Annotated in this window: 16 protein-coding genes and 5 tRNA genes; 16 read left to right on the forward strand and 5 right to left on the reverse strand. The window is 64.1% G+C overall.

The window, feature by feature from the left end; translation table 11 throughout:
* The first annotated feature begins 117 nt into the window (after nucleotides 1–117).
* The 13 genes from Q9246_RS10630 (at nucleotide 118) to Q9246_RS10690 (ending at nucleotide 14,104) form a co-directional block, all read left to right on the forward strand.
* Nucleotides 118–1,269: an efflux RND transporter periplasmic adaptor subunit gene (locus Q9246_RS10630; RefSeq protein WP_306397522.1), complete on the forward strand. Its 1,152-nt coding sequence runs from the start codon at nucleotides 118–120 to the stop codon at nucleotides 1,267–1,269.
* Complete coding sequence (locus tag Q9246_RS10635) at nucleotides 1,266–4,376, forward strand: efflux RND transporter permease subunit (RefSeq protein ID WP_306397523.1); 3,111 nt, start codon at nucleotides 1,266–1,268, stop codon at nucleotides 4,374–4,376. Before Q9246_RS10630 ends, Q9246_RS10635 begins: the two co-directional genes overlap by 4 nt.
* Nucleotides 4,377–4,687: 311 nt before the next feature.
* Nucleotides 4,688–4,774, forward strand: a tRNA-Leu gene (locus Q9246_RS10640).
* Between the two features lie 31 nt (nucleotides 4,775–4,805).
* The gene (gene tig / locus Q9246_RS10645) at nucleotides 4,806–6,146 is read left to right on the forward strand and encodes a trigger factor (protein ID WP_306397524.1); all 1,341 of its coding nucleotides are present in this window, start codon (nucleotides 4,806–4,808) and stop codon (nucleotides 6,144–6,146) included.
* A 71-nt stretch (nucleotides 6,147–6,217) separates the two neighbouring features.
* On the forward strand, nucleotides 6,218–6,841 hold the full coding sequence (clpP, locus tag Q9246_RS10650; protein ID WP_005671146.1) for an ATP-dependent Clp endopeptidase proteolytic subunit ClpP: 624 nt from the start codon (nucleotides 6,218–6,220) through the stop codon (nucleotides 6,839–6,841).
* Nucleotides 6,842–7,025: 184 nt separating this feature from the next.
* A complete protein-coding gene (gene clpX, locus Q9246_RS10655; RefSeq protein ID WP_306397525.1) occupies nucleotides 7,026–8,294 on the forward strand; it encodes an ATP-dependent Clp protease ATP-binding subunit ClpX in 1,269 nt (422 codons plus the stop codon).
* A 270-nt stretch (nucleotides 8,295–8,564) separates the two neighbouring features.
* Complete coding sequence (lon, locus tag Q9246_RS10660; RefSeq protein ID WP_306397526.1) at nucleotides 8,565–10,979, forward strand: endopeptidase La; 2,415 nt, start codon at nucleotides 8,565–8,567, stop codon at nucleotides 10,977–10,979.
* 349 nt (nucleotides 10,980–11,328) lie between these two features.
* Nucleotides 11,329–11,601, forward strand: coding sequence for an HU family DNA-binding protein (locus Q9246_RS10665; RefSeq protein WP_292033736.1), 273 nt, complete (start codon nucleotides 11,329–11,331; stop codon nucleotides 11,599–11,601).
* Between the two features lie 81 nt (nucleotides 11,602–11,682).
* Nucleotides 11,683–11,759 (forward strand) — tRNA-Asp (locus tag Q9246_RS10670).
* Nucleotides 11,760–11,783: 24 nt separating this feature from the next.
* Nucleotides 11,784–11,860 (forward strand) — tRNA-Asp (locus Q9246_RS10675).
* A 24-nt stretch (nucleotides 11,861–11,884) separates the two neighbouring features.
* Nucleotides 11,885–11,961 (forward strand) — tRNA-Asp (locus Q9246_RS10680).
* Between the two features lie 24 nt (nucleotides 11,962–11,985).
* Nucleotides 11,986–12,062: transfer RNA gene (locus tag Q9246_RS10685), tRNA-Asp, on the forward strand.
* A gap of 122 nt (nucleotides 12,063–12,184) precedes the next feature.
* A complete protein-coding gene (locus tag Q9246_RS10690) occupies nucleotides 12,185–14,104 on the forward strand; it encodes a SurA N-terminal domain-containing protein (protein ID WP_306397527.1) in 1,920 nt (639 codons plus the stop codon).
* A gap of 172 nt (nucleotides 14,105–14,276) precedes the next feature.
* Here Q9246_RS10690 and mnmH read toward each other — a convergent pair whose 3' ends face one another.
* Entirely contained in the window at nucleotides 14,277–15,329 is a 1,053-nt protein-coding gene (gene mnmH / locus Q9246_RS10695; protein WP_306397528.1) for a tRNA 2-selenouridine(34) synthase MnmH, read from the reverse strand.
* Nucleotides 15,330–15,342: 13 nt separating this feature from the next.
* Nucleotides 15,343–15,969, reverse strand: a complete 627-nt coding sequence (locus tag Q9246_RS10700) for an arylesterase (RefSeq protein WP_306397529.1) — start codon at nucleotides 15,967–15,969, stop codon at nucleotides 15,343–15,345.
* On the opposite strand from Q9246_RS10700, the gene Q9246_RS10705 reads away from it, so the two are divergent.
* Entirely contained in the window at nucleotides 15,968–16,696 is a 729-nt protein-coding gene (locus Q9246_RS10705) for an ABC transporter ATP-binding protein (protein ID WP_306397530.1), read from the forward strand. The two genes, Q9246_RS10700 and Q9246_RS10705, sit on opposite strands and share 2 nt — an antisense overlap.
* Before the next feature lie 6 nt (nucleotides 16,697–16,702).
* Here the strand turns inward: Q9246_RS10705 and Q9246_RS10710 are convergent, their stop codons facing one another.
* Entirely contained in the window at nucleotides 16,703–18,202 is a 1,500-nt protein-coding gene (locus tag Q9246_RS10710) for an NAD(P)H-hydrate dehydratase (RefSeq protein WP_306397531.1), read from the reverse strand.
* A gap of 108 nt (nucleotides 18,203–18,310) precedes the next feature.
* On the opposite strand from Q9246_RS10710, the gene Q9246_RS10715 reads away from it, so the two are divergent.
* Both Q9246_RS10715 and Q9246_RS10720 read left to right on the forward strand, forming a co-directional pair.
* Nucleotides 18,311–21,907 carry a hydantoinase B/oxoprolinase family protein gene (locus Q9246_RS10715; protein WP_306397532.1) on the forward strand — a complete coding sequence of 1,199 codons (3,597 nt, stop codon included), beginning with the start codon at nucleotides 18,311–18,313 and terminating at the stop codon, nucleotides 21,905–21,907.
* Complete coding sequence (locus Q9246_RS10720) at nucleotides 21,904–22,563, forward strand: hypothetical protein (RefSeq protein ID WP_306397533.1); 660 nt, start codon at nucleotides 21,904–21,906, stop codon at nucleotides 22,561–22,563. The genes Q9246_RS10715 and Q9246_RS10720 overlap by 4 nt, the downstream gene beginning before the upstream one ends.
* Before the next feature lie 17 nt (nucleotides 22,564–22,580).
* Here Q9246_RS10720 and Q9246_RS10725 read toward each other — a convergent pair whose 3' ends face one another.
* Complete coding sequence (locus Q9246_RS10725; protein WP_306397534.1) at nucleotides 22,581–22,958, reverse strand: hypothetical protein; 378 nt, start codon at nucleotides 22,956–22,958, stop codon at nucleotides 22,581–22,583.
* An 88-nt stretch (nucleotides 22,959–23,046) separates the two neighbouring features.
* Entirely contained in the window at nucleotides 23,047–24,681 is a 1,635-nt protein-coding gene (locus Q9246_RS10730) for a response regulator (protein ID WP_306397535.1), read from the reverse strand.
* Nucleotides 24,682–24,745 lie beyond the last annotated feature (64 nt).

The following is a 24,745-nucleotide window of genomic DNA, read 5'->3' on the forward strand; positions in this document are numbered from 1 at the left end:
CTCTAAAGTCATCGTGTTATCTGTTTGCATGATTATAATTGCTGGATTACAAACTGGCGCTTTCGCAGCACCGGCTCCGGCCCGAGACGCCGCCAGACAAGCCAAAGGATTGCCATCGTGTTTGCCCGATTCTCTTCTCCCGCCCTGCGCGCGGCCGTGCTGGCGCCGCTCGCCGCCGCCGCGCTGCTCGCCTGTTCCAAGCCGGCCCCTCCCGCTGAAGATGTGCGCCCGGTGCGGGTGCTGACCCTGGCCGCCGACACCGCCGGCGAACGCCTGGAATTCTCGGGCGACGTGCGTCCGCGCTACGAATCGCAACTGGGCTTCCGCGTGGGCGGCAAGATCGTCGAGCGCAAGGTCGACGTCGGCGCCACCGTCAAGCGCGGCGACGTCCTGATGCGGCTCGATCCGCAAGACCTGCGCCTGGCCGAGAGCCAGGCCCGCGCCACCCTGCGCGCAGCCGAGACCGAGCGCGACCTGGCGCGCGCCGACCATAAGCGCCACGTGGATTTGCGGGCCCAGAACTTCGTGAGCCAGGCAGTGCTCGACGCCAAGCAGAGCGCATTGAGGGCGGCCCAGGCCAATGTCGACGCCGCCCGCGCCGGCCTGCGCGGCCAATCGAACCAGTCCAACTACACCAGCCTGGCGGCCGATGCCGACGGCGTGGTGACGGCCATCGAGGCCGAAACGGGGCAGGTCGTGCAGCCCGGCGCGCCGGTGGTGCGGGTGGCGCGTACCGAAGAGAAGGAAGTCGTGATCGGCATCCCCGAAGATAAAGTCGGCCAGTTGCGCGCCGCCGGCGACGTCGTGGTGCGGCTGTGGGCCAATGAGTCGGTCGCCATCCCCGGCAAGATCCGCGAGGTGTCGCCGGTGGCCGATCCGGCCACCCGCACCTATACCGTCAAGGTAGCGCTGCCGGACAACGCCGATGTGCGCCTGGGGATGACGGCGACCGTCGAACTGGCGACCGGTGGCAATGGCGCGGCCGGCCTGCGCCTGCCGTTGACGGCCCTGGTGCAGAACAAGGGCGCGAGCGCGGTCTGGATCGTCGAGAATGGCGCCGTCAAGCTGGTGCCGGTGCAGGTGGTGGGCCAGGTACGTAACGATGTGCTGGTCACGGGCCAGGTGCGCGCCGGCCAGAACGTGGTCACCGCGGGCGTCAACCTGCTGAGGAATGGCCAGAAGGTGCGCATCCTCACGGCCGACGTGTCGCGCCGCGCCGATACCGAAGCGCTCGTGTCGGGCGACGAATCGGGCAGGGCGGGGAAATGAAGGGCTTCAACCTGTCGCGCTGGGCGCTGGAGCACATCCCGCTCACGCGCTTCCTGATCGCCGCCTGTATGCTGTTCGGGATCCTCAGTTACTTCGAGCTGGGCCAGGACGAGGATCCGCCGTTCACCTTCCGCGCGATGGTGGTGCGCGCCGTGTGGCCGGGCGCCACCGCCTTGCAGATGGCGGAGCAGGTGACCGACCCGCTCGAGCGCAAGCTGCAGGAGACGCCCTATATCCACACCATCCGCAGCTTTTCCAAGCCGGGCGAGACCACCATCATCCTCGAACTGCGCGAATCGACGCCGCCCGCCGAGACGGCGCCGGCCTGGTACCAGGTGCGCAAGAAGATCGGCGATATCGCCGGCACCCTGCCGCAGGGCGTGATCGGGCCGTTCTTCAACGACGAATTCGGCGACACCTACGGTTCCATCTTCGCCCTGTCGGGCGACGGCTTCACCTATGCCGAGATGCGGGATTACGCCGACTTCGTGCGCCAGCAACTGCTGCGCGTGCCGCTGGTGGCCAAGGTCGAGCAGTTCGGGGTGCAGAACGAGAAGGTGTATATCGAGTTCTCCAGTAAAAAATTCGCGCAATTGGGCGTGCCGTTCGAGCAGATCGTCAACCAGATCGCGACCCAGAACCAGGTAGAAGCAAGTGGGGTGCTGGTCACGCCGACCGACAACCTGCAGGTGCGCGTGACGGGCGCCTTGCGCACGCTGGGCCAGATCGAAGACCTGCAATTGCGCGCCGGCGGCACCACCTTCCGCCTGGGCGACTTCGCCACCGTCAAGCGCGGTTACCAGGATCCGCCGGCGGACAAGATGCGCTTCAACGGCAAGGAAGTCATCGGCCTGGGCGTGTCGATGCAAAAGGGCGGCAATATCATCACCATGGGCGAGGGTATGAGCGAGACGGTGGCGCGCATCCGTTCCCAGCTCCCGGTCGGCATCGAGCTCGAACGGGTGGCCGACCAGCCGCAGGCCGTGACGGCCTCGGTCGGCGAATTCGTCAAGGTGCTGATCGAGGCGGTAGTGATCGTACTGGTCGTGTCCTTCCTGGCCCTGGGCCTGCACACCAAGCCGAAGTGGCGGGTCGACGTCTATCCGGGCCTGGTGGTGGCGCTGTCGATCCCGCTGGTGCTGGCGATTACCTTCCTGTTCATGCGCATGCTGGACATCTCGCTCCATAAGATCTCGCTGGGCGCCCTGATCATCGCACTGGGCCTGCTGGTGGACGACGCCATCATCGCGGTCGAGATGATGGTGCGAAAAATGGAAGAGGGCCTGTCGCGCTTCGAGGCCGCCACCTTCGCCTATACATCGACCGCGATGCCGATGCTGACCGGGACCCTGATCACGGCCGCCGGCTTCCTGCCGATCGGCCTGGCCGAATCGGCGGCCGGCGAATACACGTTCACCATGTTCTCGGTGAATGGGCTGGCGCTGCTGATCTCGTGGGTGGTGGCGGTGACGTTCACGCCGTATATCGGCTTCCTGCTCCTGAAGGTCAAGCCGCATGCGGCGGGCGAGGGCGGCCACCACGACGTGTTCGACTCGCCCGGCTACCAGCGCTTCCGCCGGCTCGTGCATCGCTGCGTCGAATGGCGCAAGACCACGATCGCGCTGAGCCTGGGCGTGTTCGCGCTGGGCGTGTTCGGCTTCAACTTCATCGAGAAGCAGTTCTTCCCGGATTCGAGCCGCCCCGAGTTGATGGTGGAACTGTGGTCGCCCGAAGGCACCAGCTTCGCCGCCAACGAGGCGGTGGTCAAGCGTTTCGAGGCCTTCCTGGCCAAGCAGGAAGGCGTGCAGAGCGTGACGAGTTATGTCGGCACCGGCAGCCCGCGCTTCTACCTGCCGCTGGACCAGATCTTCCCGCAGTCGAACGTCTCGCAACTGGTGGTGCTGCCCGTCGACACGAAAGCGCGCGAGCGCCTGCGCCTGAAGATCGTCGAGGTCTTCAAGACCGACTTCCCCGAGGTGCGCGGCCGGGTGAAACTGCTGCCGAACGGGCCGCCGGTACCGTATCCGGTGCAGTTCCAGGTGCTCGGCCCGGACATCGGCGTGGTGCGCACCATCGCCGACCAGGTCAAGGAAGTGATGGCGGCCAACCCGAATACCCAGGGCGTCAACGACAACTGGAATGAGTCGGTCAAGGTGCTGCGCCTGGACCTCGACCAGGACAAGCTGCGCGCGCTGGGCGTGACCTCGCAACAGGTGCGGCGCGTGGTCCAGACGACGTTGACCGGCACCCCGATCGGCCAGTTCCGCGAGTCGAACCGCCTGATCGACATGGTGGTGCGCCAGCCGCTGGAAGAACGTTCGACCATCACCCGCCTGCAGGAGGCCCTGGTGCCGACCGCCGGTGGGCGCGCCGTGACCATCGGCCAGGTGGCGCGGGTGCAGTTCGTGTGGGAGCCGGGCGTGGTCTGGCGCGAAGGCCGCGAGTGGGCGATCATGGTGCAGTCCGACGTGGTGGAAGGCATCCAGGGCCCGACCGTGACCGACCAGGTCAATGCGAAGCTGGGCGACATCCGCGCCAGGCTGCCGGCCGGTTACCGGGTGGTGGTGGAGGGCGCCGCGGCCGACAGTTCCGAGGCCGAAGCCTCGATCATGGCCAATGTGCCGCTGGTGCTGTTCATCACCTTCACCCTCTTGATGCTGCAGCTGCACAGCTTCTCGCGTTCGCTGCTGGTGTTCCTGACCGGGCCGCTGGGCATTGCGGGGGCGGCGATGGCGCTGCTGATCCTCGATCGTCCCTTTGGCTTCGTGGCCAACCTGGGGGTGATTGCGCTGTTCGGCATGATCATCCGTAACTCGGTGATCCTGGTCGATCAGATCGAGCACGATATCGCCAATGGCAGCCATCCGTGGGATGCGATCGTGGAGTCGGCTGTGCGACGTTGCCGGCCGATCCTGCTGACGGCGGCCGCGGCGGCGCTGGCCATGATCCCATTGTCGCGGTCGACGTTCTGGGGGCCGATGGCGGTGGCGATCATGGGTGGCTTGATCGTGGCGACGGCGTTGACATTGTTGTTCTTGCCGGCGCTGTATGCGTTGTGGTTCCGGGTGAAAAAGCCCGAGCAGAGCGATATCTCCCTGAACCGCTAGCATTCGCACGTCGTTCCCGCCCTCGCCGGGCGCCTTGGCGGGAACCTAAGTTTGCGAGCGTTGCCGCCTGCGCATATTGCGTCACTGTGCGTAGAAACTTGGGTTCCCGCCTGCGCGGGAACGACGTATTGAAGCTGACACTTAGAGCTCAGCCTTACGCAACACCCCGCACTCCTAAAAATGATGCCCAATAGTGTCAGAAATTCCAGTAAAATAATCGTTTGAAGTTGTAGCCCCTAAACATTGGAGTGCAGGGCGGCCGGTTTCACTGTCGGTCGTCCTTTGTTTTTGTGGCAATTATGCAATCCTGAGCGAGGATGGCGAAATTGGTAGACGCACCAGGTTTAGGTCCTGACGCCAGCAATGGTGTGGGGGTTCGAGTCCCCCTCCTCGCACCACGAATAATTATTTTTTTGGACGATTTTTACAATGGCAACTGCAGTCGAAACCCTGGGTAAACTCGAGCGTCGCTTGACGATCTCTTTTCCGGTCGCTGACGTCCGTACCGAAGTCGAAAAGCGCCTGAAACAGCAGGCCAAGACGGCCCGTGCCCCGGGCTTCCGTCCAGGCAAAGTCCCCCTCAAAATGGTCGCCGCCCAGTACGGCTACCAGATCGAAACCGACGTCCTGAACGACAAGGTCGGCCGCGCCTTCAATGAAGCCGCCGTCGCCAACGAACTGCGCGTTGCCGGTTTCCCGAAAATCGAACCGAAGCAAGACGCTGAAGAAGGCACCCTGTCCTTCGACGCCACCTTCGAAGTCTATCCAGAAGTCGTGATCGGCGACCTGGCCGCCGTCGAAGTCGAGACCGTCGCCACCGAAGTGAGCGACGTCGAGATCGACAAGACCATCGACATCCTGCGCAAGCAGCGCGTGCACTACCACACCAAGGGCGAAGAAGGCGAACACGGCACCGGCGGCGAAGCCGTCGCTGCGAATGGCGACCGCGTGACCGTCGACTTCGTCGGCACCCTGGATGGCGTCGAGTTCGCCGGTGGCAAGGCCGACGACTACGCCTTCGTGCTGGGCGAAGGCCGCATGCTGCCGGAATTCGAAGCCGCCACCGTCGGCCTGAAAGTCGGCGAAGCCAAGACCTTCCCGCTGGCCTTCCCGGAGGACTACCATGGCAAGGACGTCGCCGGTAAAACCGCCGAGTTCACCATCACCCTGAAGCAGCTGGAGTGGGCGCACCTGCCGGAAGTCGACGCCGAATTCGCACAATCGCTGGGCATCGAAGACGGCTCGATCGAGAAAATGCGCGAAGACATCAAGGTCAACCTGGAACGCGAAGTGCGGGCCCGTGTCAAAGCACGTAACAAGGAAGCCGTGATGGACGCCCTGGTCAAGTCGACCGAACTGGACGTGCCGCAAGTCATGATCGAGCAGGATTCCGAGCGTCTGGCCGAAATGACCCGCCAGGACATGTCGCAGCGCGGCATGGACGTCTCCAAGCTGCCATTCCCGGCCGAGATGTTCAAGGACAAGGCAGAGCGCCGCGTGCGCCTGGGCCTGATCCTGTCGCAACTGGTCGCCGACAACAACCTGCAAGCGACCCAAGAGCAGGTGAAGGCGCAGATCGACGACTTCTCGCAAAGCTACGAAGACCCGAAAGAAGTCCTCAAGTACTATTTCAGCGACCGTCGTCGCCTGGGCGAAGTCGAAGCTCTTGTATTGGAAGAAAACGTCGTCAACTATGTACTCGGCAAGGCGAAAGTGTCGACCACGACCATCGCTTTCGATGAACTGATGGGCAGCGTCCCGCAGGCCTGATAAGCGTCGAAATGCCGGCCTGCGTGGCCGGCATTTTTTTCCATGGCCTTTTTTTAAGGAACGAGACAGGTATGATTCGTAATCCGGCATTGGATACACAAGCACTCGGCATGGTGCCGATGGTGATCGAACAGAGTGGGCGCGGCGAGCGCGCCTATGACATCTATTCGCGCCTCTTGAAAGAGCGCGTGATCTTCCTGGTCGGCCCTGTCAACGACCAGATGGCGAACCTGATCGTCGCCCAGATGCTGTTCCTGGAAAGTGAAAATCCTGACAAGGATATTTCGCTCTACATCAACTCCCCTGGCGGTTCGGTCTCGGCCGGCCTGGCGATCTTCGATACGATGAATTTCATCAAACCGGACGTGTCGACCCTGTGCACCGGCCTAGCCGCGTCGATGGGCGCGTTCCTGCTTGCCGCCGGCGCCAAGGGCAAGCGTTTCTCGCTTCCTAACTCGCGCGTCATGATCCACCAGCCTTCCGGTGGATCGCAGGGTATGGCTTCGGATATCGAAATCCAGGCCAAAGAGATCCTGTACCTGCGCGAGCGCCTCGCGCGCATCATGGCCGACAACACCGGCCAGAGCATCGAGCAAATCCACAAGGACACCGACCGCGACCGCTTCATGTCGGCTGAGGAGTCCGTCGAATATGGCATGATCGACAAGGTCCTGACCAGCCGCGGCCAAGCCTGAACCTCGTAAGAGGTGTTGGAAAAAAAACGCCCGGACGCGATCACGTTCGGGCGTTTGTTTTTTATTTCGGGTAGCATGTTCGTACGTGCACGAGTTGCGCTGCGTTGATGGCATGTCACACTCGCACTTGTTGCATGCTCGTATAAGCGTTATATTCACAGCAATTCAATAGAGTCCTGCCCCCATGTCAGACAAAAAATCCTCCAGCGGCGAAAAACTTCTGTACTGCTCCTTCTGCGGAAAGAGCCAGCACGAAGTCAAGAAGCTGATCGCGGGACCGTCGGTATTCATCTGCGATGAATGCATCGACCTGTGCAACGACATCATCCGCGATGAAACGTCGAACGTCGAAACGGTGGCGGGCGCCAAGTCCGACCTGCCGACGCCACACGAAATCACCGAATTGCTCGACCAGTATGTGATCGGCCAGCAAACGGCCAAGCGCATCCTGTCGGTCGCGGTGTACAACCATTACAAGCGCCTCAAGCACCTGGGCAAGAAAGACGAAGTCGAACTGGCCAAGAGCAATATCTTGCTGGTCGGCCCAACCGGTTCGGGTAAGACCCTGCTGGCCCAGACCCTGGCGCGCATGCTCAACGTCCCGTTCGTGATCGCCGACGCGACCACGCTGACCGAAGCCGGCTATGTCGGCGAAGACGTCGAGAACATCATCCAGAAGCTGCTGCAAAGCTGCAACTACGAAGTCGAGAAAGCCCAGCGCGGCATCGTCTACATCGACGAGATCGACAAGATTTCGCGCAAGTCCGACAATCCGTCGATCACCCGCGATGTGTCGGGCGAGGGCGTGCAGCAGGCGCTGCTGAAACTGATCGAGGGCACCATGGCCTCGGTGCCGCCGCAGGGTGGCCGCAAGCATCCGAACCAGGACTTCGTGCAGATCGACACGACCAACATCATGTTCATCTGCGGCGGGGCCTTCGATGGCCTGGCCAAGGTGATCCAGAACCGGTCGGTCAAGAGCGGCATCGGCTTCGGCGCCACCGTCAAGAGCCTTGACGACAGCTATAACGCCGAGATCCTGCTCGAAGCCGAACCAGAGGATTTGATTAAATTTGGTCTCATCCCTGAACTGGTCGGCCGCCTGCCGGTGGTGGCTGCGCTGTCCGAGCTGACCGAAGAGGCGCTGATTCAGATCCTGATCGAGCCGAAGAACGCGCTGATCAAGCAGTATTCGAAACTGCTCGAGATGGAAGGCGCCGAACTCGAAATCCGTCCTGCCGCGCTGCACGCAATCGCCAAGAAGGCGCTGGCGCGCAAGACCGGCGCCCGCGGCCTGCGTTCGATTCTCGAACACGCGCTGCTGGACGTGATGTATGAGTTGCCTAGCCAGCAAAATGTGGTGAAAGTCGTGATCGATGAAAATACGATCACGAATGGCGCGAAACCTTTGCTGATTTATAGCGAAACCGCCAAGGCTTCCGGAGAGAACTGAAAAAACGCCACACGGATGTCACAAAAGGCTTGCCGTGTGGACTTAACTCGGTACAATCGATCTCAATAAAAGAGCCAGGCTTCAATCGAAAAGCCACTCGCGGTGCGCCGCGCAGTGGCTTTTTTTATTTAGAATCGGTCTTTTATTGGAAGGGCTATATTCTCCGGCAAGTAGACGTTCTTTTACTTGTAGAAAATATTTTTGCTTGCGGTCTTGAGTTTCGACTGTCCAGCGCCCAACTTCAGCAACACGCTTTCTATAAGGTATGCCATGACAACTTCGAAATTGACCGAGCAAACAACGCTGCCGCTTCTGCCGCTGCGCGATGTGGTTGTGTTCCCGCATATGGTGATACCTCTGTTCGTTGGCCGTCCAAAATCCATCAAGGCGCTCGAAGCCGCCATGGAGCAGGGCAAGAGCATCATGCTGGCTGCCCAGAAGGCTGCCGCCAAGGACGAACCTTCTGCCGCCGACATTTATGAAATCGGCTGCGTGGCCAATATTCTGCAAATGCTGAAGCTGCCGGACGGCACCGTGAAGGTGCTGGTCGAAGGTTCGCAACGCGCCCGCATCGACAATATTACCGATGGCGCTACCCATTTCGTGGCCGACCTGACGCCGCTCAATTCGGAAATCGGCGACGATTCCGAAGTCGAAGCGATGCGCCGCGCCATCGTCCAGCAGTTCGACCAGTACGTCAAACTCAATAAAAAGATTCCGCCCGAGATCCTGGCTTCGCTGGCCGGCATCGACGACGCCGGCCGCCTGGCCGATACCGTCGCCGCCCACCTGCCGCTCAAGCTCGAGCAAAAGCAGGTGATCCTCGAGATCTTCAACGTCGCCAAGCGCCTGGAGCACCTGCTCGGCCAGCTGGAAGGCGAGCTCGATATCCTGCAGGTCGAAAAACGTATCCGCGGCCGCGTCAAGCGCCAGATGGAGAAATCGCAGCGCGAGTACTACCTGAACGAACAGGTCAAGGCGATCCAGAAGGAATTGGGCGAAGGCGAAGAGGGCGCCGATATCGAGGAGCTCGAGAAGAAAGTCATCGCCGCCAAGATGCCGAAGGAAGCCCTGGAAAAAGCCCAGGCCGAGATTCGCAAGCTCAAGCTGATGTCGCCGATGTCGGCCGAAGCGACGGTCGTGCGCAATTACATCGATACCCTGGTGTCGCTGCCATGGAAGAAGAAGTCGAAGGTTACCGCCGACCTCGAGAACGCCCAGAACGTGCTCGAGCAGGATCACTACGGCCTCGACAAGATCAAGGAACGCATCCTGGAATACCTCGCGGTGCAGCAGCGCGTCGACAAGCTGAAGGCCCCGATCCTGTGCTTCGTCGGTCCTCCGGGCGTCGGTAAGACCTCGCTGGGCCAGTCGATCGCGCGCGCCACGAACCGCAAGTTCGTGCGCATGGCGCTCGGTGGCGTGCGCGACGAGGCCGAGATCCGCGGCCACCGCCGTACCTATATCGGTTCGATGCCGGGCAAGGTGTTGCAGTCGCTGGCCAAGGTCGGCGTGCGCAACCCGCTGTTCCTGCTCGACGAGATCGACAAGATGGGCGCCGACTTCCGCGGCGATCCGTCGTCGGCCCTGCTCGAGGTGCTGGATCCGGAACAGAACCACACGTTCTCGGACCACTATCTCGAAGTCGACTTCGACCTGTCGGACGTGATGTTCGTGGCGACCTCGAACTCCTTCAATATCCCGCCGGCGCTGCTGGACCGGATGGAAGTCATCCGCCTGTCGGGTTATACCGAAGACGAGAAGACCTCGATCGCCCAGCGCTACCTGTTGCCGAAGCAGTTGAAGAACAACGGCCTGCGCGAAGACGAGATCAAGGTCGAAGAGTCTGCGATCCGCGACATTATCCGCTACTACACCCGCGAAGCCGGCGTGCGTTCGCTCGAGCGCGAAGTGTCGAAGATCTGCCGCAAGGTGGTCAAGATGCTGCTGCTGAAAAAAGGCTCGACCGCGGCCGAGAAGCGCGTGATCGTCAACGCCAAGAACCTGGATAAATTCCTGGGCGTGCGCCGCTATGACTTCGGCGTGGCCGAGAAAGAGAACCAGATCGGCCAGGTGGTTGGATTGGCGTGGACCGAAGTGGGCGGCGACCTCTTGACCATCGAGGCCGTCAACGTGCCGGGCAAGGGCGGCATCATCCGCACCGGCACCCTGGGCGACGTGATGAAGGAATCGATCGAGGCAGCCCGCACTGTGGTCCGTTCACGTGCGCAGCGTTTCGGCATCAGGAACGAAGTGTTTGAGAAAACCGACATCCACATCCACGTTCCTGAAGGCGCGACGCCGAAGGACGGTCCATCGGCCGGCATCGGCATGACGACCGCGCTGGTCTCGGCCTTCACCGGCATCCCGGTGCGCGCCGACGTGGCGATGACGGGCGAGATCACGCTGCGCGGCGAAGTGCTGCCGATCGGCGGCCTGAAAGAGAAGCTGCTGGCGGCGCATCGCGGCGGCATCAAGACGGTGCTGATCCCGGAGCAGAACGTGAAGGACCTGGCCGAAATCCCGGACAACGTCAAGAACAAGCTCGAGATCGTCCCGGTGCGCTGGATCGAGAAGGTGCTCGAAGTCGCGCTGGAGCGCCAACCGGAAGCGCTGCCCGATGTGCCGGCCGTCGCCGTGGCGCCAAGCCCGAGCGAAGGGCAGGGCGAAGTGGTCAAGCACTAAGCTCGTTAAGCAGTTCATGGAGCAGGCGCCCACGTGGCGCCTGTTTTTTTTCGCTGCACCAGAACGTCGTGCCCGCGCAGGCGGGTACCCAAGTCATTCGCGTAAAGGCGGCGTTGGCGATCGACGCCTGTATGCAGGCTTGGGTACCCGCCTTCGCGGGTACGACGTCGAGTATCCGCTACGTCGCGGACGCGCCAGAACGTCAATACTGGCGGGCTTTTTGACCCGCTGACCGAAGCCTTCCTCGGCCATGCAAGCTTGACATCCCTATGTTGCCCTTGTTTAATATACGCTTGCACTTTTGCACCAATGGCGCGATGTGCGTCACGAACGGAAAACGAGGAAACGAGTGAACAAGACAGAACTGATCGAAGAAATCGCGAAGTCCGCGGACATTACGAAGGCCTCCGCAACGCGTGCACTCGACGCCATGATCGAAGCCGTGACCGAGACCCTGAAGAAGAACGACAGCGTGACGCTGGTCGGCTTCGGCACCTTCACCGTGGGCGAGCGCGCAGCGCGTACCGGCCGCGATCCACGCACCAAGGAACCCATCAAGATCAAGGCTGCGAAGGTTCCGAAATTTAAGGCTGGTAAAGCGCTGAAAGATGCAGTAAACTAATGCCTTCTTCGCGATGACAAGCGTAGAAAGCAGCAGGATAATGTTGGTTCCGTCCTGATGCTGCGTTGATTGTTTTTTGCTGGAGCGGTAGTTCAGTTGGTTAGAATACCGGCCTGTCACGGCGGGGGTCGCGGGTTCGAGCCCCGTCCGCTCCGCCAACAAAAAACATGAAACACAAGTCTGGAGCGGTAGGTCAGTTGGTTAGAATACCGGCCTGTCACGCCGGGGGTCGCGGGTTCGAGCCCCGTCCGCTCCGCCAACAAAAAACATGAAACACAAGTCTGGAGCGGTAGTTCAGTTGGTTAGAATACCGGCCTGTCACGCCGGGGGTCGCGGGTTCGAGCCCCGTCCGCTCCGCCAACAAAAAACATGAAACACAAGTCTGGAGCGGTAGGTCAGTTGGTTAGAATACCGGCCTGTCACGCCGGGGGTCGCGGGTTCGAGCCCCGTCCGCTCCGCCAGAATTCAGTAAGACAGGGGCAGCTCACCACGAGCCGCCTCGAAACGAGAAGAGGCGAACGCGAGTTCGCCTTTTTTTTTTAACTAGTGCTGTTAATGCATTCTCAACCTTGAATGGCTGACCATGTTTGAATTTATTCGGACCCACAAGCGCTGGATGTACGGGATCCTGCTGCTCTTGATCATTCCCTCGTTCGTGTTCGTCGGGATGGAGAGTTACCAGAGCAATGATGGCGGCGCCGGTGTCGCCACCGTCGACGGCCAGAAGATCACCCAGCAGGAATGGGAAGATGCGCAGCGCCGCCAGATCGACCAGGCGCGCCAGATGATGGGCGCGCAGTTCGACCAGAAGATGTTCGAAACGTCGGAAGCCAAGCAGGCGATCCTCAACAACCTGGTCGCCGAACGCGCCATCAACGTCGAGATCAACCGCGCGCACATGACCGTGAGCGATGCGACCCTGCAGAAGACCATCATGGACATCCAGCAGTTCCGCCTGCCGGACGGTGGCTTCGACATGGAAGGCTATAAGGCCGCGCTGGCGGCGCAGGGCATGACGCCCGAGATGTTCGACCAGCGCCTGCGCCGCGACCTGGCAGTGCAGCAGTTGTCGGGCTCCATCCAGGCTACCGCCTTCGCGCCGCGTACCGTGTCCAACCGCCTGTCGGACATCAACGACCAGGAACGCGAAGTGCAGGAGCTCGTGTTCCCGCTCGCGACCTACCTGCCGCAGGTGAAGGTCACCGACGAGATGGTCAAGGCCTATTACGACAAGAACGCGCAGCTGTTCCAGATCCCGGAGCAGGTGAAGGCCGAATACGTCGTGTTCGATGCGTCGACCGTCGAGGGCCAGGTGCAGGTGAGCGATGCCGAAGTCACCGACTTCTACAACAAGAACCTCAAGAACTACACCACGCCCGAGCAGCGCAGCGCGAGCCACATCCTGATCACGATGTCGCGCGACGCCAGCGCCGCCGACCAGGCAGCGGCCAAGAAGAAGGCCGAAGCCGTGCTGGCCGAGGTGCGCGCCAATCCGGACAACTTCGCGGCGATTGCCAAGGCCAACTCGCAAGACCCGGGCTCGGCCCAGTCGGGCGGCGACCTGGGCGTGGTCGAGAAGGGCCTGTTCGTGAAGTCGGTCGAGGATTCGATCTACGCGCTGAAAGAGGGCGAGACGAGCGGCCTGGTGCAGTCGGAATTCGGCTGGCACATCATCAAGGTCACCGGCATCAAGCCGTCGTCGCAGCGTTCGCTGGACGACGCGAAGGCCGATATCGCCGCCGATCTCAAGAAGCAGAAGATGTCGGCCAAGTACACCGAACTGGCCGGCGTGTTCAGCGAAACCGCGTATGACCAGTCCGAGAGCCTGAAGCCGGTCGCCGACAAGCTCAAGCTGCAGATCCAGACCGTCGACAACCTGACCCGTACGCCGAACCCGGCGCTGGGCGATGCGCCGGTCAACAACGCCAAGTTCCTGGCGGCCCTGTTCAGCACCGACGCCGTCAAGAACAAGCGCAACACCGAAGCCGTCGAAGTGGCGCCGAGCGTGCTGGTGTCGGGCCGCGTGGTCGAGTTCCGTCCAGCCTCGAAGCGTCCGCTGGCCGAAGTCGATGCGCAGATCCGCCAGCGCGTGACGCTGGAAGAAGCGGCCCGCCTGGCGCGCGCCGCCGGCGAAGCGAAGCTGAACGCCGCCAAGGCGTCGGGCGACGCCACCGGCTTCGCCGCGCCTGTCGTCGTGTCGCGCACCAAGGAGCCAGCCATCAACCAGACCGCCGCGATCGCCGTGCTGAAGGCCGACGTGACCAAGCTGCCGGCCTATGTCGGCGTCGAGGTGCCGGGCCAGGGCTATGGCGTCTACCGCATCGGCAAGGTCTCGCAGCCGGCTACTCCGGATGCGGCGCGCCGCAAGCAGGAATCCGACCAGATCGGCCAGCTGGTGGGCCAGCAGCAGATGGTCGATTACGTCGAGGCGCTCAAGGCCAAGGCCAAGGTGAAGATCAACGTCCAGCCGGCTGAACTCGGCGCGAACAACGACGCTCAGTAAGCGGATCGATCAATATCAAAAAAGCCCGGCTGCTCGCGCAGCCGGGCTTTGTTTTTATTGGAGAGGCTCGAATACGTAGGGCGGACGGGTCTCCCGTCCACGCGTTCAGCCAGTGCGTGCGTTTCCACGGCGCGGCCGATAGTTGAACGCGTGGACGGCGTAGCCGTCCACCCTACGGGTGTAGGCGACGCGCAGCTTTGAGGAAGTCTTCCGGTGCGATGTCGTCGAGCTTCAGCACCTCGGCCTGCGGATATCGCACGAAGTTGCGATCGATCGAGCGCAGGTAGGCCGGATCGTAATGCTGCACCAGCAACTGGTCGACCAGCTCCGGCATCTCGCCGTTATCCGCCATCGCATGCCAGGCGTCGATCCTGGCGCGCCCATGCAGCTGCACCAGGTGATCCAGCTGCGCATTCAATGCCGACGGATCGGCGCAGAAATGGTCGTAATCTTCCATCAGGAGCCGCACGCGGTTCGAGCGCGACAGCTCGACGGCGATGCAGGGCGCCGCGCGCATGCGCTCCATGACCAGGCCCGGCACGCGCAGGTTGCCGACCTTCTTGCTCTCGGATTCCACGAACACCGGCTTATCCGGATCGAAGCGGCGCAGCCTGTCCCACACCAGGCTTTCGAACATCTTCTGGGTCGGCTGCGGCTCATTCGGCAGGTGGCCCAGCACAGAGCCGCGATGGGCGGCAAGCTTCTCGAGGTCGAGCACCTGCGCGCCGATGCCGTCCAGCGTCTCGAGCAGCCGGCTCTTGCCGCTACCGGTGGTGCCGCAGATGACGCGCAGGTCGAGCGCGGGCGGGTTCTCCAGCGCCGCGCTGACGTGGGCGCGGTAGGTCTTGTAGCCGCCTTCGAGCTGCACCACCGGCCAGCCGATGCGCGCGAGGATGTGGGCCATCGCGCCGCTGCGGTTGCCGCCGCGCCAGCAATACACCAGCGGACGCCACTCGCGCGGCTTGTCGGCCCACAGGGTGTCGATGTGGCGCGCGATATTGTGGGCGATGATGGGGGCGCCGACTTTCTTGGCTTCGAAGGCGCCGGTCTGCTTGTACAGCGTGCCGACGCGGATGCGCTCCTCGTCGTTCAGCACCGGGCAGTTGATCGCGCCGGGAATGTGGTCGAGGGCGTACTCGGCCTCGCTGCGCGCATCGATGATGGTGTCGAATGCGTCGAGTTGCGGCAGCAGGGCGTCGAACCCCAGGACTTCCGGATACTTCATGCTCATTGCTGATTTACTTCTTGATGAGGGCCGCGAACTGCGGCCAGATGTTATTCAGGATGATCGGATGCGCCTGCGCGGTCGGATGCAGGCGGTCCTGCTGGAACAGCGCCGGCTTGTCGGCCACGCCTTCGAGCATGAACGGCACCAGCGGCGACTTGGTCGACTTGGCGACGGTCTCGAACATGGAGAAGAAGCGTTCGGTGTAGGCACGCCCGTAGTTCGGCGGCATGCGCATGCCGACCAGCAGCACGCGCGCCTTGTTCTCGTGCGCCATCGCGATCATGGCGCGCAGGTTGGCCTCGGCCGAGGGCACCGGCAGGCCGCGCAGGCCGTCGTTGGCGCCCAGTTCGATCACGACGATGTCGGGACGATGCTGCTTGATCAGGGCCGGCAGGCGCGCACGGCCGCCGCTGGTGGTGTCGCCGCTGATGCTGGCGTTGACCACCTTGGCATCGATCTTTTCGCGCTTGAGTTTTTGCTCGAGCAAGGCCACCCAGCCCGCGCCGCGCGCGATGCCGTATTCGGCCGACAGGCTGTCGCCCACCACGAGCACGGATTTTGGTGCAGAATAAGCGTTCGCCGTCGCTCCCCACACGAGGAATACGACGACAGTCAAATTTTTAAGAAAAGCTAGCATGCGTGATCATCCCGAGGCATTCAAAAACGGCGTCAACGACGCCAGCGTCAATGCAGGCCGTCCGCCCGCGATCCAGGTAAGCGGTTTGTCGAAGAAGGTGGCCGATGCCAGCGGCGAGCTCACCATCCTGCAAGACATCGATTTTACCGTGCAAGCGGCCGAGACGCTCGCCCTGGTCGGCGCATCGGGTTCGGGCAAGTCGACCCTGCTCGGATTGCTGGCCGGTCTCGATACGCCGTCATCGGGCACCGTGCTGCTCGATGGGACCGACATCTTCGCCCTCGACGAGGACGGCCGCGCAGCCTTCCGCAAGGCCAAGCTGGGTTTCGTGTTCCAGTCGTTCCAGCTGCTGGCCCACCTGACCGCACTCGAGAACGTGATGCTGCCGCTCGAATTGCGCGGCGATGCTGGCGCCCGCGAGAAGGCGACCGAGATGCTGGGCCGCGTTGGCCTGTCGAGCCGCCTGAAGCACTACCCGAAATTCCTGTCCGGCGGCGAGCAGCAGCGGGTCGCGCTCGCGCGCGCCTTCGTGACCGAGCCACCCTTGCTGTTCGCCGACGAACCGACCGGCAGCCTGGATGCGGCGACCGGCGAATCCGTGATCCAGCTGATGTTCGAACTCAATCGCGAACGCGGTTCGACCCTGGTGCTGGTGACGCACGATCCCGGCATGGCCGCGCGCTGCAGCCGGACCATCACGATTGCTGCCGGCCGCCTGGCCGGGTAAAGACGGTCAGCGGCTGGCGGCATCCTTCACCAGCCGGTTGAGTACCTTGCGCATGGCGGCAGGCAATTCGCCGGCCGTCAATCCGATCGGGCCGACGCCCTCATCGACCAGCGCATCGGCGGCCGCGCCATGGATCCAGGCGCCGGCAGCCGCCGCTTCCCAGGCCGGCCAGCCCTGTGCCAGCAAGGCGCCGCAGATCCCCGCCAGCACGTCGCCGCTGCCCGGCGTGGCAAGGCCGGCATTGCCGGTCGGGTTGACCAGTACGTGACCGTCGGGCCGCGCGATCACCGTGCCGGAACCCTTCAGGATCACCGTCGCATTGGTGCGCAGCGCCATCTCGCGCGCCGACGCCAGGCGGTCCGACTGCACCACCGCCACCGTCATGCCGAGCAGGCGCGCGCCCTCGAGTGGATGCGGCGTCAATACCGCCGGCGCCGCCCGCTGCGCCAGGCGCGCTTGCAGGTCGGGGCTGGCGCCGATCAGGTTCAAGGCATCGGCGTCGATCACCAGGGGGCTGTCGCCATCGAGCGCCTTGGCCAGCAGGCGGATCGCATTGGCCGAGTCGCCCATGCCGGGGCCGATCACCAGGGTGCGGCCAAGGAAATCGACGTCGTCGGCCGCGCGGAACATGATTTCGGGCTGGCTGCTGTCGTAGCCGGGCGGCGTGCCCAGCGCGGCGACATAGACCCGGCCCGCGCCCGCATACAGCGCGCCGCGCGCCGCCAGCACCGGCGCGCCTGCCATGCCGTGGGCGCCGCCGACGACGGCGACGTCGCCGAAGCTGCCCTTGTGCGTATTGTGGCGCCGTGCGGTGAAGCGGCTGGCGAACAGCGGCAGCCCGCTCAGTTGCGCCGTTGCGCGCGGCAGCATGTCGTCGCCAAAGCCGAGCATGTCGACCCTGACGTGGCCGGCGTGGTCGCGGCCATCGGCAGTGTGCAGGCCGGGCTTGTCGCCCAGGAAGGTAACGGTGTGGGTTGCGCGCACGGCGATGCCGTCCGGGCCGATCACGGCGCCGGTGTCGGCATCCAGGCCGGACGGCACGTCGAGCGCCAGGACCGGGCAGCGTATCGCGTCGAGCCCCAGCACCAGTTCGCGATAGTCGCCGTCGAGGGGGCGCTCCAGCCCGATGCCGAACAGGCCGTCCACGACCAGGCCCCATTCGGCGTCGGGCGGCAGCATGTCGATCCAGCCGACCGAACCGGATCTGGCGCGGTCATAGGCGGCCGCCGTCTCGGTCGATGCATCGCGCTGTCCGGGCAGGTGCAGGACGGTGGCGTCGATGCCGCTTTCTGCCAGGTTGGCCGCGGTTTCGAGCGCATCGCCGCCATTATTGCCGGGGCCGGCCAGGACGAGCACCGGCTGGTCGCGCCTGTCTCCCAGCAGCTCGAGGACGTAGTGCGCGGCGGCCTTGCCGGCGCGCTGCATGAGCGTGCCCGGCGGCAGTCCAACCTGGGCGGCCTGTTCGATGGTGCGCAGTTGCGCGACGGTGTAGAGATCTCGTTCCATGCTCATAAGGGGGTGGTGAAGCCAGTCTCGATTGTCGTGCATTTCCGCCAACGTTGTCGCGCCGTCCGATCTACAATAGGCGCTTCACTCGTACAGCAGGAGCAAGGCATGGATTGGCAGTTCTGGATCGACCGCGGCGGCACCTTCACCGACATCGTGGCGCGGCGCCCGGATGGGCAGCTCGTCACCCACAAGCTGCTGTCCGAGAACCCGGAACAGTACCGCGACGCCGCAGTGGCCGGCATCCGCCACCTGCTGGGCGTGGCCGCGGGAGAGCCGCTGCCGGCCGCTGGCGTCGAGGCGGTCAAGATGGGCACCACCGTCGCCACCAATGCGCTGCTCGAGCGCAAGGGCGAGCCGACGGCGCTGGCCATCACGCGCGGCTTCCGCGACGCCCTGCGCATCGCCTACCAGAACCGGCCGCGCCTGTTCGACCGCCACATCGTGCTGCCCGAGCTGCTGTATGCACAGGTGGTCGAGATCGACGAACGCATGGGCGCACGCGGCGACGTCGTGCTGCCGCTCGACGAAGCGGGCGCACGCGCAGGCCTGCAGCAGGCGTTTGACGCCGGCCTGCGCTCGCTGGCGATCGTGTTCATGCACGGCTACCGCCATACGGCGCACGAGGCGGCGGTGGCCCGCATTGCGCGCGAGATCGGTTTTACCCAGGTGTCGGTGTCGCACGAGGTGAGCCCGATGATGAAGCTGGTGGCGCGCGGCGACACCACCGTGGTCGATGCCTACCTGTCGCCGATCCTGCGCCGCTACGTCGACCAGGTCGCGGGCGAGCTGCCGGGCGTGAACCTGCAGTTCATGCAGTCCAATGGCGGCCTGACCGATGCGCGCGCGTTCCAGGGCAAGGACAGCATCCTGTCCGGACCCGCCGGCGGCATCGTCGGCATGGTGCGCGCCAGCCGGCTCGCCGGCTTCGAGAAGGTGATCGGTTTCGACATGGGCGGCACGTCGACCGACGTCTCTCATTTCTCCGGCGAGTTCGAGCGCGTGTTCGAGACCCAGGTCGCCGGTGTGCGCATGCGCGCGCCGATGATGAGCATCCATACGGTCGCCGCCGGCGGCGGTTCGATCCTGCATTTCGACGGCAGCCGCTATCGCGTGGGGCCGGACAGCGCCGGCGCCAATCCGGGCCCGGCGAGCTATCGTCGCGGCGGACCGCTGGCGGTCACCGACTGCAACGTCATGCTGGGCAAGGTGCAGCCGAATTACTTCCCGCGGCTGTTCGGCCCGAGAGGCGATGAGGCGCTCGATGCCGATGCGGTGCGCGCGCGCTTCGACGAGATGGCAGACCGGATCGGCGCCGCCACCGGCGAACGGCCGGCGCCGGAAGCGGTGGCCGAGGGCTTCATCCAGATTGCAGTCGGCAATATGGCCAATGCGATCAAACAGATTTCCGTACAGCGCGGCCACGACGTCACCGAATACGCGCTGACCAGCTTCGGCGGCGCCGGCGGCCAGCATGCCTGCCTGGTGGCCGATGCGCTGGGCATGAAGACGGTGTTCATCCACTCGCTGGCAGGCGTGCTGTCGGCCTATGGCATGGGCCTGGCCGACCAGACCGCGATGCGCGAGCAGGCGGTGGAAGAAAAGCTGTCGGATGCTGCGCTAGATGCGCTGGCGACGCGCCTGTCGACCTTGGGCGAGGCGGCGCGCGGCCAGTTGCTCAAGCAAGGCGTGGAAGCGGGGAGCATCGCCCTGGTCGAGCGCGTGCACCTGCGCTATGAGGGCACCGATTCGGCGCTGGTGGTGCAGTTCGACGACGTGGCATGCATGCAGGCGCAGTTCGAGCAGGCCTATAAACGGCGCTATTCATTCCTGATGCCGTCGCGCGCGCTGGTGGTCGAGGCAGTGTCGGTGGAAGCGATCGGGCAGTCCGATGCGCCGCCGGAGCAGCCCGTCGGCGCGGCGACGCAAGAGGCAGCGCCGTCGCCGCAGGAACGCGTTCGCATGTACAGCGGCGCCCAGTGGCACGAGACCGGCATCCATGCCCGTCGTACACTGCAGCCAGGGCACGTGGTGCGCGGCCCTGCCATCATCGCCGAAGACAATGCGACCACGATCGTGGAGCCGGGCTGGCAGGCGCAGGTCACCAGCTATAACCACCTGGTGCTGCAGCGGGTCGAGGCCTTGCCCGAGCGGCGTGCGATCGGCACCACCGCCGATCCGGTGATGCTCGAGATCTTCAACAACCTGTTCATGTCGATCGCCGAGCAGATGGGGCTGCGCCTGCAGAATACGGCGTACTCGGTCAACATCAAGGAACGCCTCGACTTCAGCTGCGCAATCTTCGACCACGACGGCAACCTGGTGGCGAACGCACCGCACATGCCGGTGCACCTTGGCTCGATGGGCGAGAGCATCAAGACCGTGATGCGCGAGAACGCGGGCCGCATGCGCTCGGGCGATGTGTATGTGCTCAACGATCCGTACAACGGCGGCACCCACTTGCCCGACGTGACCGTGATCTCGCCGGTGTTCGACGAAGCCGGGGCAGAGATCCTGTTCTATGTCGGCTCGCGCGGCCACCACGCCGACATCGGCGGCACCACGCCCGGCTCGATGCCGCCGGATTCGAACCACATCGAGCAGGAAGGCGTGTTGATCAACAACTTCAAGCTGGTCGACGGTCTTGACGGCATCCTGCGCGAGGAGGCGGCGCGCGCGATGCTGCAGGGCGCGCGCTACCCGGCGCGCAATCCCGACCAGAACATGGCCGACCTGCGCGCGCAGGTTGCGGCGAACCAGAAGGGCGTCGAAGAGCTGCGCAAGATGGTGGCGCACTTCGGCCTGGATGTGGTGCGCGCCTATATGGGTCACGTGCAGGACAATGCCGAGGAAGCCGTGCGGCGCGTGATCTCGGCTTTGACGGACGGCAGCTTCCACTACGAGCTCGATAACGGCGCCCACATCGACGTCGCGATCCGCGTCGACCAGGCCGCGCGCAGCGCCGAGATCGATTTTACGGGCACGTCGAACCAGCTGCCGAACAACTTCAACGCGCCGTCGGCCGTGTGCATGGCGGCGGTGCTGTACGTGTTCCGCACGCTGGTGGACGACGAGATTCCCCTGAACGCCGGCTGCCTGAAACCGCTGAAGGTCATCATCCCGCCCGGCTCGATGCTCAACCCCCACTATCCAGCCTCGGTGGTGTCGGGCAATGTCGAGACCTCGACCTGTATCACCAATGCGCTGTATGGCGCGCTGGGCGTGATGGCGGCGGCCCAGGGCACGATGAACAACTTCACTTTCGGGAATGCGCGCTACCAGTATTATGAGACCATCTCGGGCGGATCGGGTGCGGGCGAGGGCTTCAATGGCACCGACGTAGTGCAGACAAATATGACCAACTCCCGGTTGACCGATCCCGAGATCCTCGAGTTCCGCTTCCCGGTGCGACTGGAGAGCTACGAGATCCGGCCGGGTTCGGGCGGGGCAGGGCGCTGGCGCGGCGGCAACGGCGGGGTGCGCAAGGTGCGCTTCCTCGAGCCGATGACGGCGGCGATCCTGTCGAACAACCGCATTCACGCGCCATTCGGCATGGCCGGCGGCCACGAGGCGCAGCGTGGCCGCAACCGGGTCGAGCGCGCCGACGGGCGGGTCGAAGAACTCGGTCATATCGGCAAGACCGATATGCAGGTGGGCGACGTGTTCGTGATCGAGACGCCGGGCGGCGGTGGATTCGGCCAGTGACGGCGCGTGAATACGCCAGGCGTCGTAAGACGTTCGAACGGGAAATGCTGAAGGCGCTGGCGCCGGCGTTGAAGGGCAGCGGCTGGAAGAAATCCGGCCACACGCTGTTCAGACAGGCGGGAGCGTATTTCCTGCAGATCGATATCGGGGTCCACGCTATCGAGGAAAAGACCGTGCTCACGCACCGCATCAAACCGATGGCGCTCGACCCGATTCTTTGGGACATACTCGGGATGCCCGAGAACGCACACGAACCGCTGTCATTACGCGCGCGCGGCGCGTTTACCTGTTGGGGAATCGCGGTGGACGAAGTTGTCGATGAGGGGCGTTACGAATCCGGAATCGCCGCCGCGGCATCGATCGCTGCTTTCGCCCGGCGAAGTACATCAGGCATCGACGCTGCACTGGCGAACATGGATTTTTCCGAACGCCTGGCTGCGCATCCTTGGCAGGTGGAACGGGGAGTGTATGCGGTCGAACTGGTGGTTAGCCTGATCAACGACGGCGACTGGGAGGCTGCGGCGCGCTTGGCCGCTGCCTGCGAGCACGGCGAGTGTGCGGCAATGTGCGGCTTCTCGAGCGGCGGAAAATCGTTCCACCGCCTCGCCCTCGAGTGGATCGAAGCCGGGAAGGCCTTGTCGCGGTTTTCGCGCTGACCGCGCCAAGCCGGCGTTCAGCGCCGCCGATGATCGCGTCCGCGCCCACGCTGTCCATGGTCGCCGCGCCCGCCACGATGGCCACGCCATTCGTGTCCGCCGCGGTGCCGGTGTCCCCAGCCGTGGCCTCTGTCATGGCGTGGGCCGCGGTCGTAATAGCTGAACCCCAGGCCGAGCGACAGCGGAGGATAGGCATAGGCCGGCCCCGTATACGGGTAGCCGCCATAATAGGAGTCTGCAGGATAGGTTGAATAGGTGGAATAGCCGTATGCCGGAGCATACCCGGCGTCATGGATGGCATACGGCGGTCCGTAGACCGCGCAGCCACCAATGCCGCTCGCGAGCAGTAGCGAAAATATCAGGCGTTTCGCCGCGCCCATCATCTGCAGGTTCATGGCAGCCCCCACCCGGAAGATGATTCATTCTAGGCCCGGATGCCATGCAGTAAGCGATTGATTTGTAAGGAATTGCTACGCAGGGAGGTCAGCGCGCGTCGGCAATGCCGTACTTGCGCCGCGCCGCCATGTACTCATCGACCAGCGCCGCCAGCCGCGGATGCTGCGCATCCTGCGCCTGTATCCCTTCGAGCAGCCTGGCCGCAGTCTCGCCCAGCGGGTGATCCCACCCCAGCTCGTTCACCTGGCGCAGGATGCCGCCGGCCGTCGCCACCATCACCTGCAGGTTGTGCGGCGCGATGTGCAGCGCCTCGAGCAGGGTCTGCACCGCGCCGCGCACGTCGCCCATATTGCGCTTCTCGTCGGCCACGCCCAACAGGATCTGCGCCTGCGCCCGCAATTGCTGGCCCATCCCTTCCAGCATGTCGGTACGGCCGGCCTTGACGAACACGTGCATCGCCTGGTCGACCGAGACGCCGCTGGCCGCGTCGTTCATCACGCTCAGCATGACATCCGACGCCTGTTCGTCGAGGCGATGATCGAGGCAGGCCTGCGCCAGTTCCATCCGCAGGTTCGACGACATCGCGCCGCTGGCGCGCACCGCCGTCACCGCCGCCTGCAGTTCGGCCACCGCGCCGCCGGCATTGCCGGTCTTGTCGAGCAGGAGCGAGTTGGCATACGAACGGCAGGCGTCCGCCGCCGGATTGCCGCGCATCGACCGTTCCAGGTCGCGCACCACGCCGGTCGCGCCCAGCACGTCGTCGCGCGTCACCAGCGCCTTGACCAGGTTGACGTGGTCTTCGGGATTGCGAAACTCCGAGTAGCGGGCCTTGGTCACCACCTGGCGGAACGACTTTTCGGCGCCTTCCGCATCGCCCGCCGCGAGCGCGACTTCGCCCAGCTTGCGCAGGCGCCGCACCACGTGCGGAGAAATCGCAACCGCGTCCTCGAGCACCTTCTTGGCCGCCTCCTGCTCGCCGCCCGCCTCGAGGCAGCGCGCCAGCAGGTCGTAGCCGGCCATCAGGCGCGGATTTGCGGCCAGCAGTTCTTCGAGGATGGCGCGCGCGTCGTCGACCTGGTCCAGCGCGAAGAAGGTGCGCGCCAGTCCCAGCGCGGCCCAGCCCAGCGGACGCTCGGCCAGCACCTCGCGATAGACGGCGGCTGCCTCGAGGTGTTCGTTCAGCGTGGTGTGCAGCTCGGCGCGGATGCGCGCGAAGTCGGCCGCGAAGCGCGACTGGGCGGCGGCGCCATCGCGACAGGCGGCGATCGCCTCGCGCAGCTTGCCCTGGGCCGCCAGCTGCCAGGCCGGGAGCAGGGCGCCGCGGCGCTCCAGCGAGCGCTTGATGCGCCCGGCGAGCAGGTCGACCGTGAAGGGTTTGAGCACGTAGTCGGTCGGGGTCAGCTCGGCCGCGCTGACCACCTTGTCGTACACGCCCTCGGAGGTGAGCATGATGAAGATCGTCGACGGCGAGATCAGGCGATGGTGGCGCAGGTCTTCCAGCAGTTGCTGGCCGTCCTGGCCTTCGCCGCCGCTGCCGGCGAGGTCGTACTCGCACAGGACGATGTCGTAGGCGCGCCGCTGCAGCTGCCGGATCGCGGTATTGGCATTGATCGCATACTCGACCTTGGCGATGCCCGCCTGGTTCAGCATGTTCTGCAGGCTGGTACGCATCCCCTGGTTGGGATCGACCACCAGCACCGCCAGGTTTCCATTCTCTTGCATCGTCGCTCTCGCCTATCCCGTTCACGGCGCCGCAATGGGGGCGCGCATCCAAATATTGTCTACC

The organism is Telluria beijingensis, from assembly GCF_030770395.1.
In the GTDB taxonomy this organism is placed as follows: Bacteria; Pseudomonadota; Gammaproteobacteria; order Burkholderiales; family Burkholderiaceae_D; genus Telluria; species Telluria beijingensis.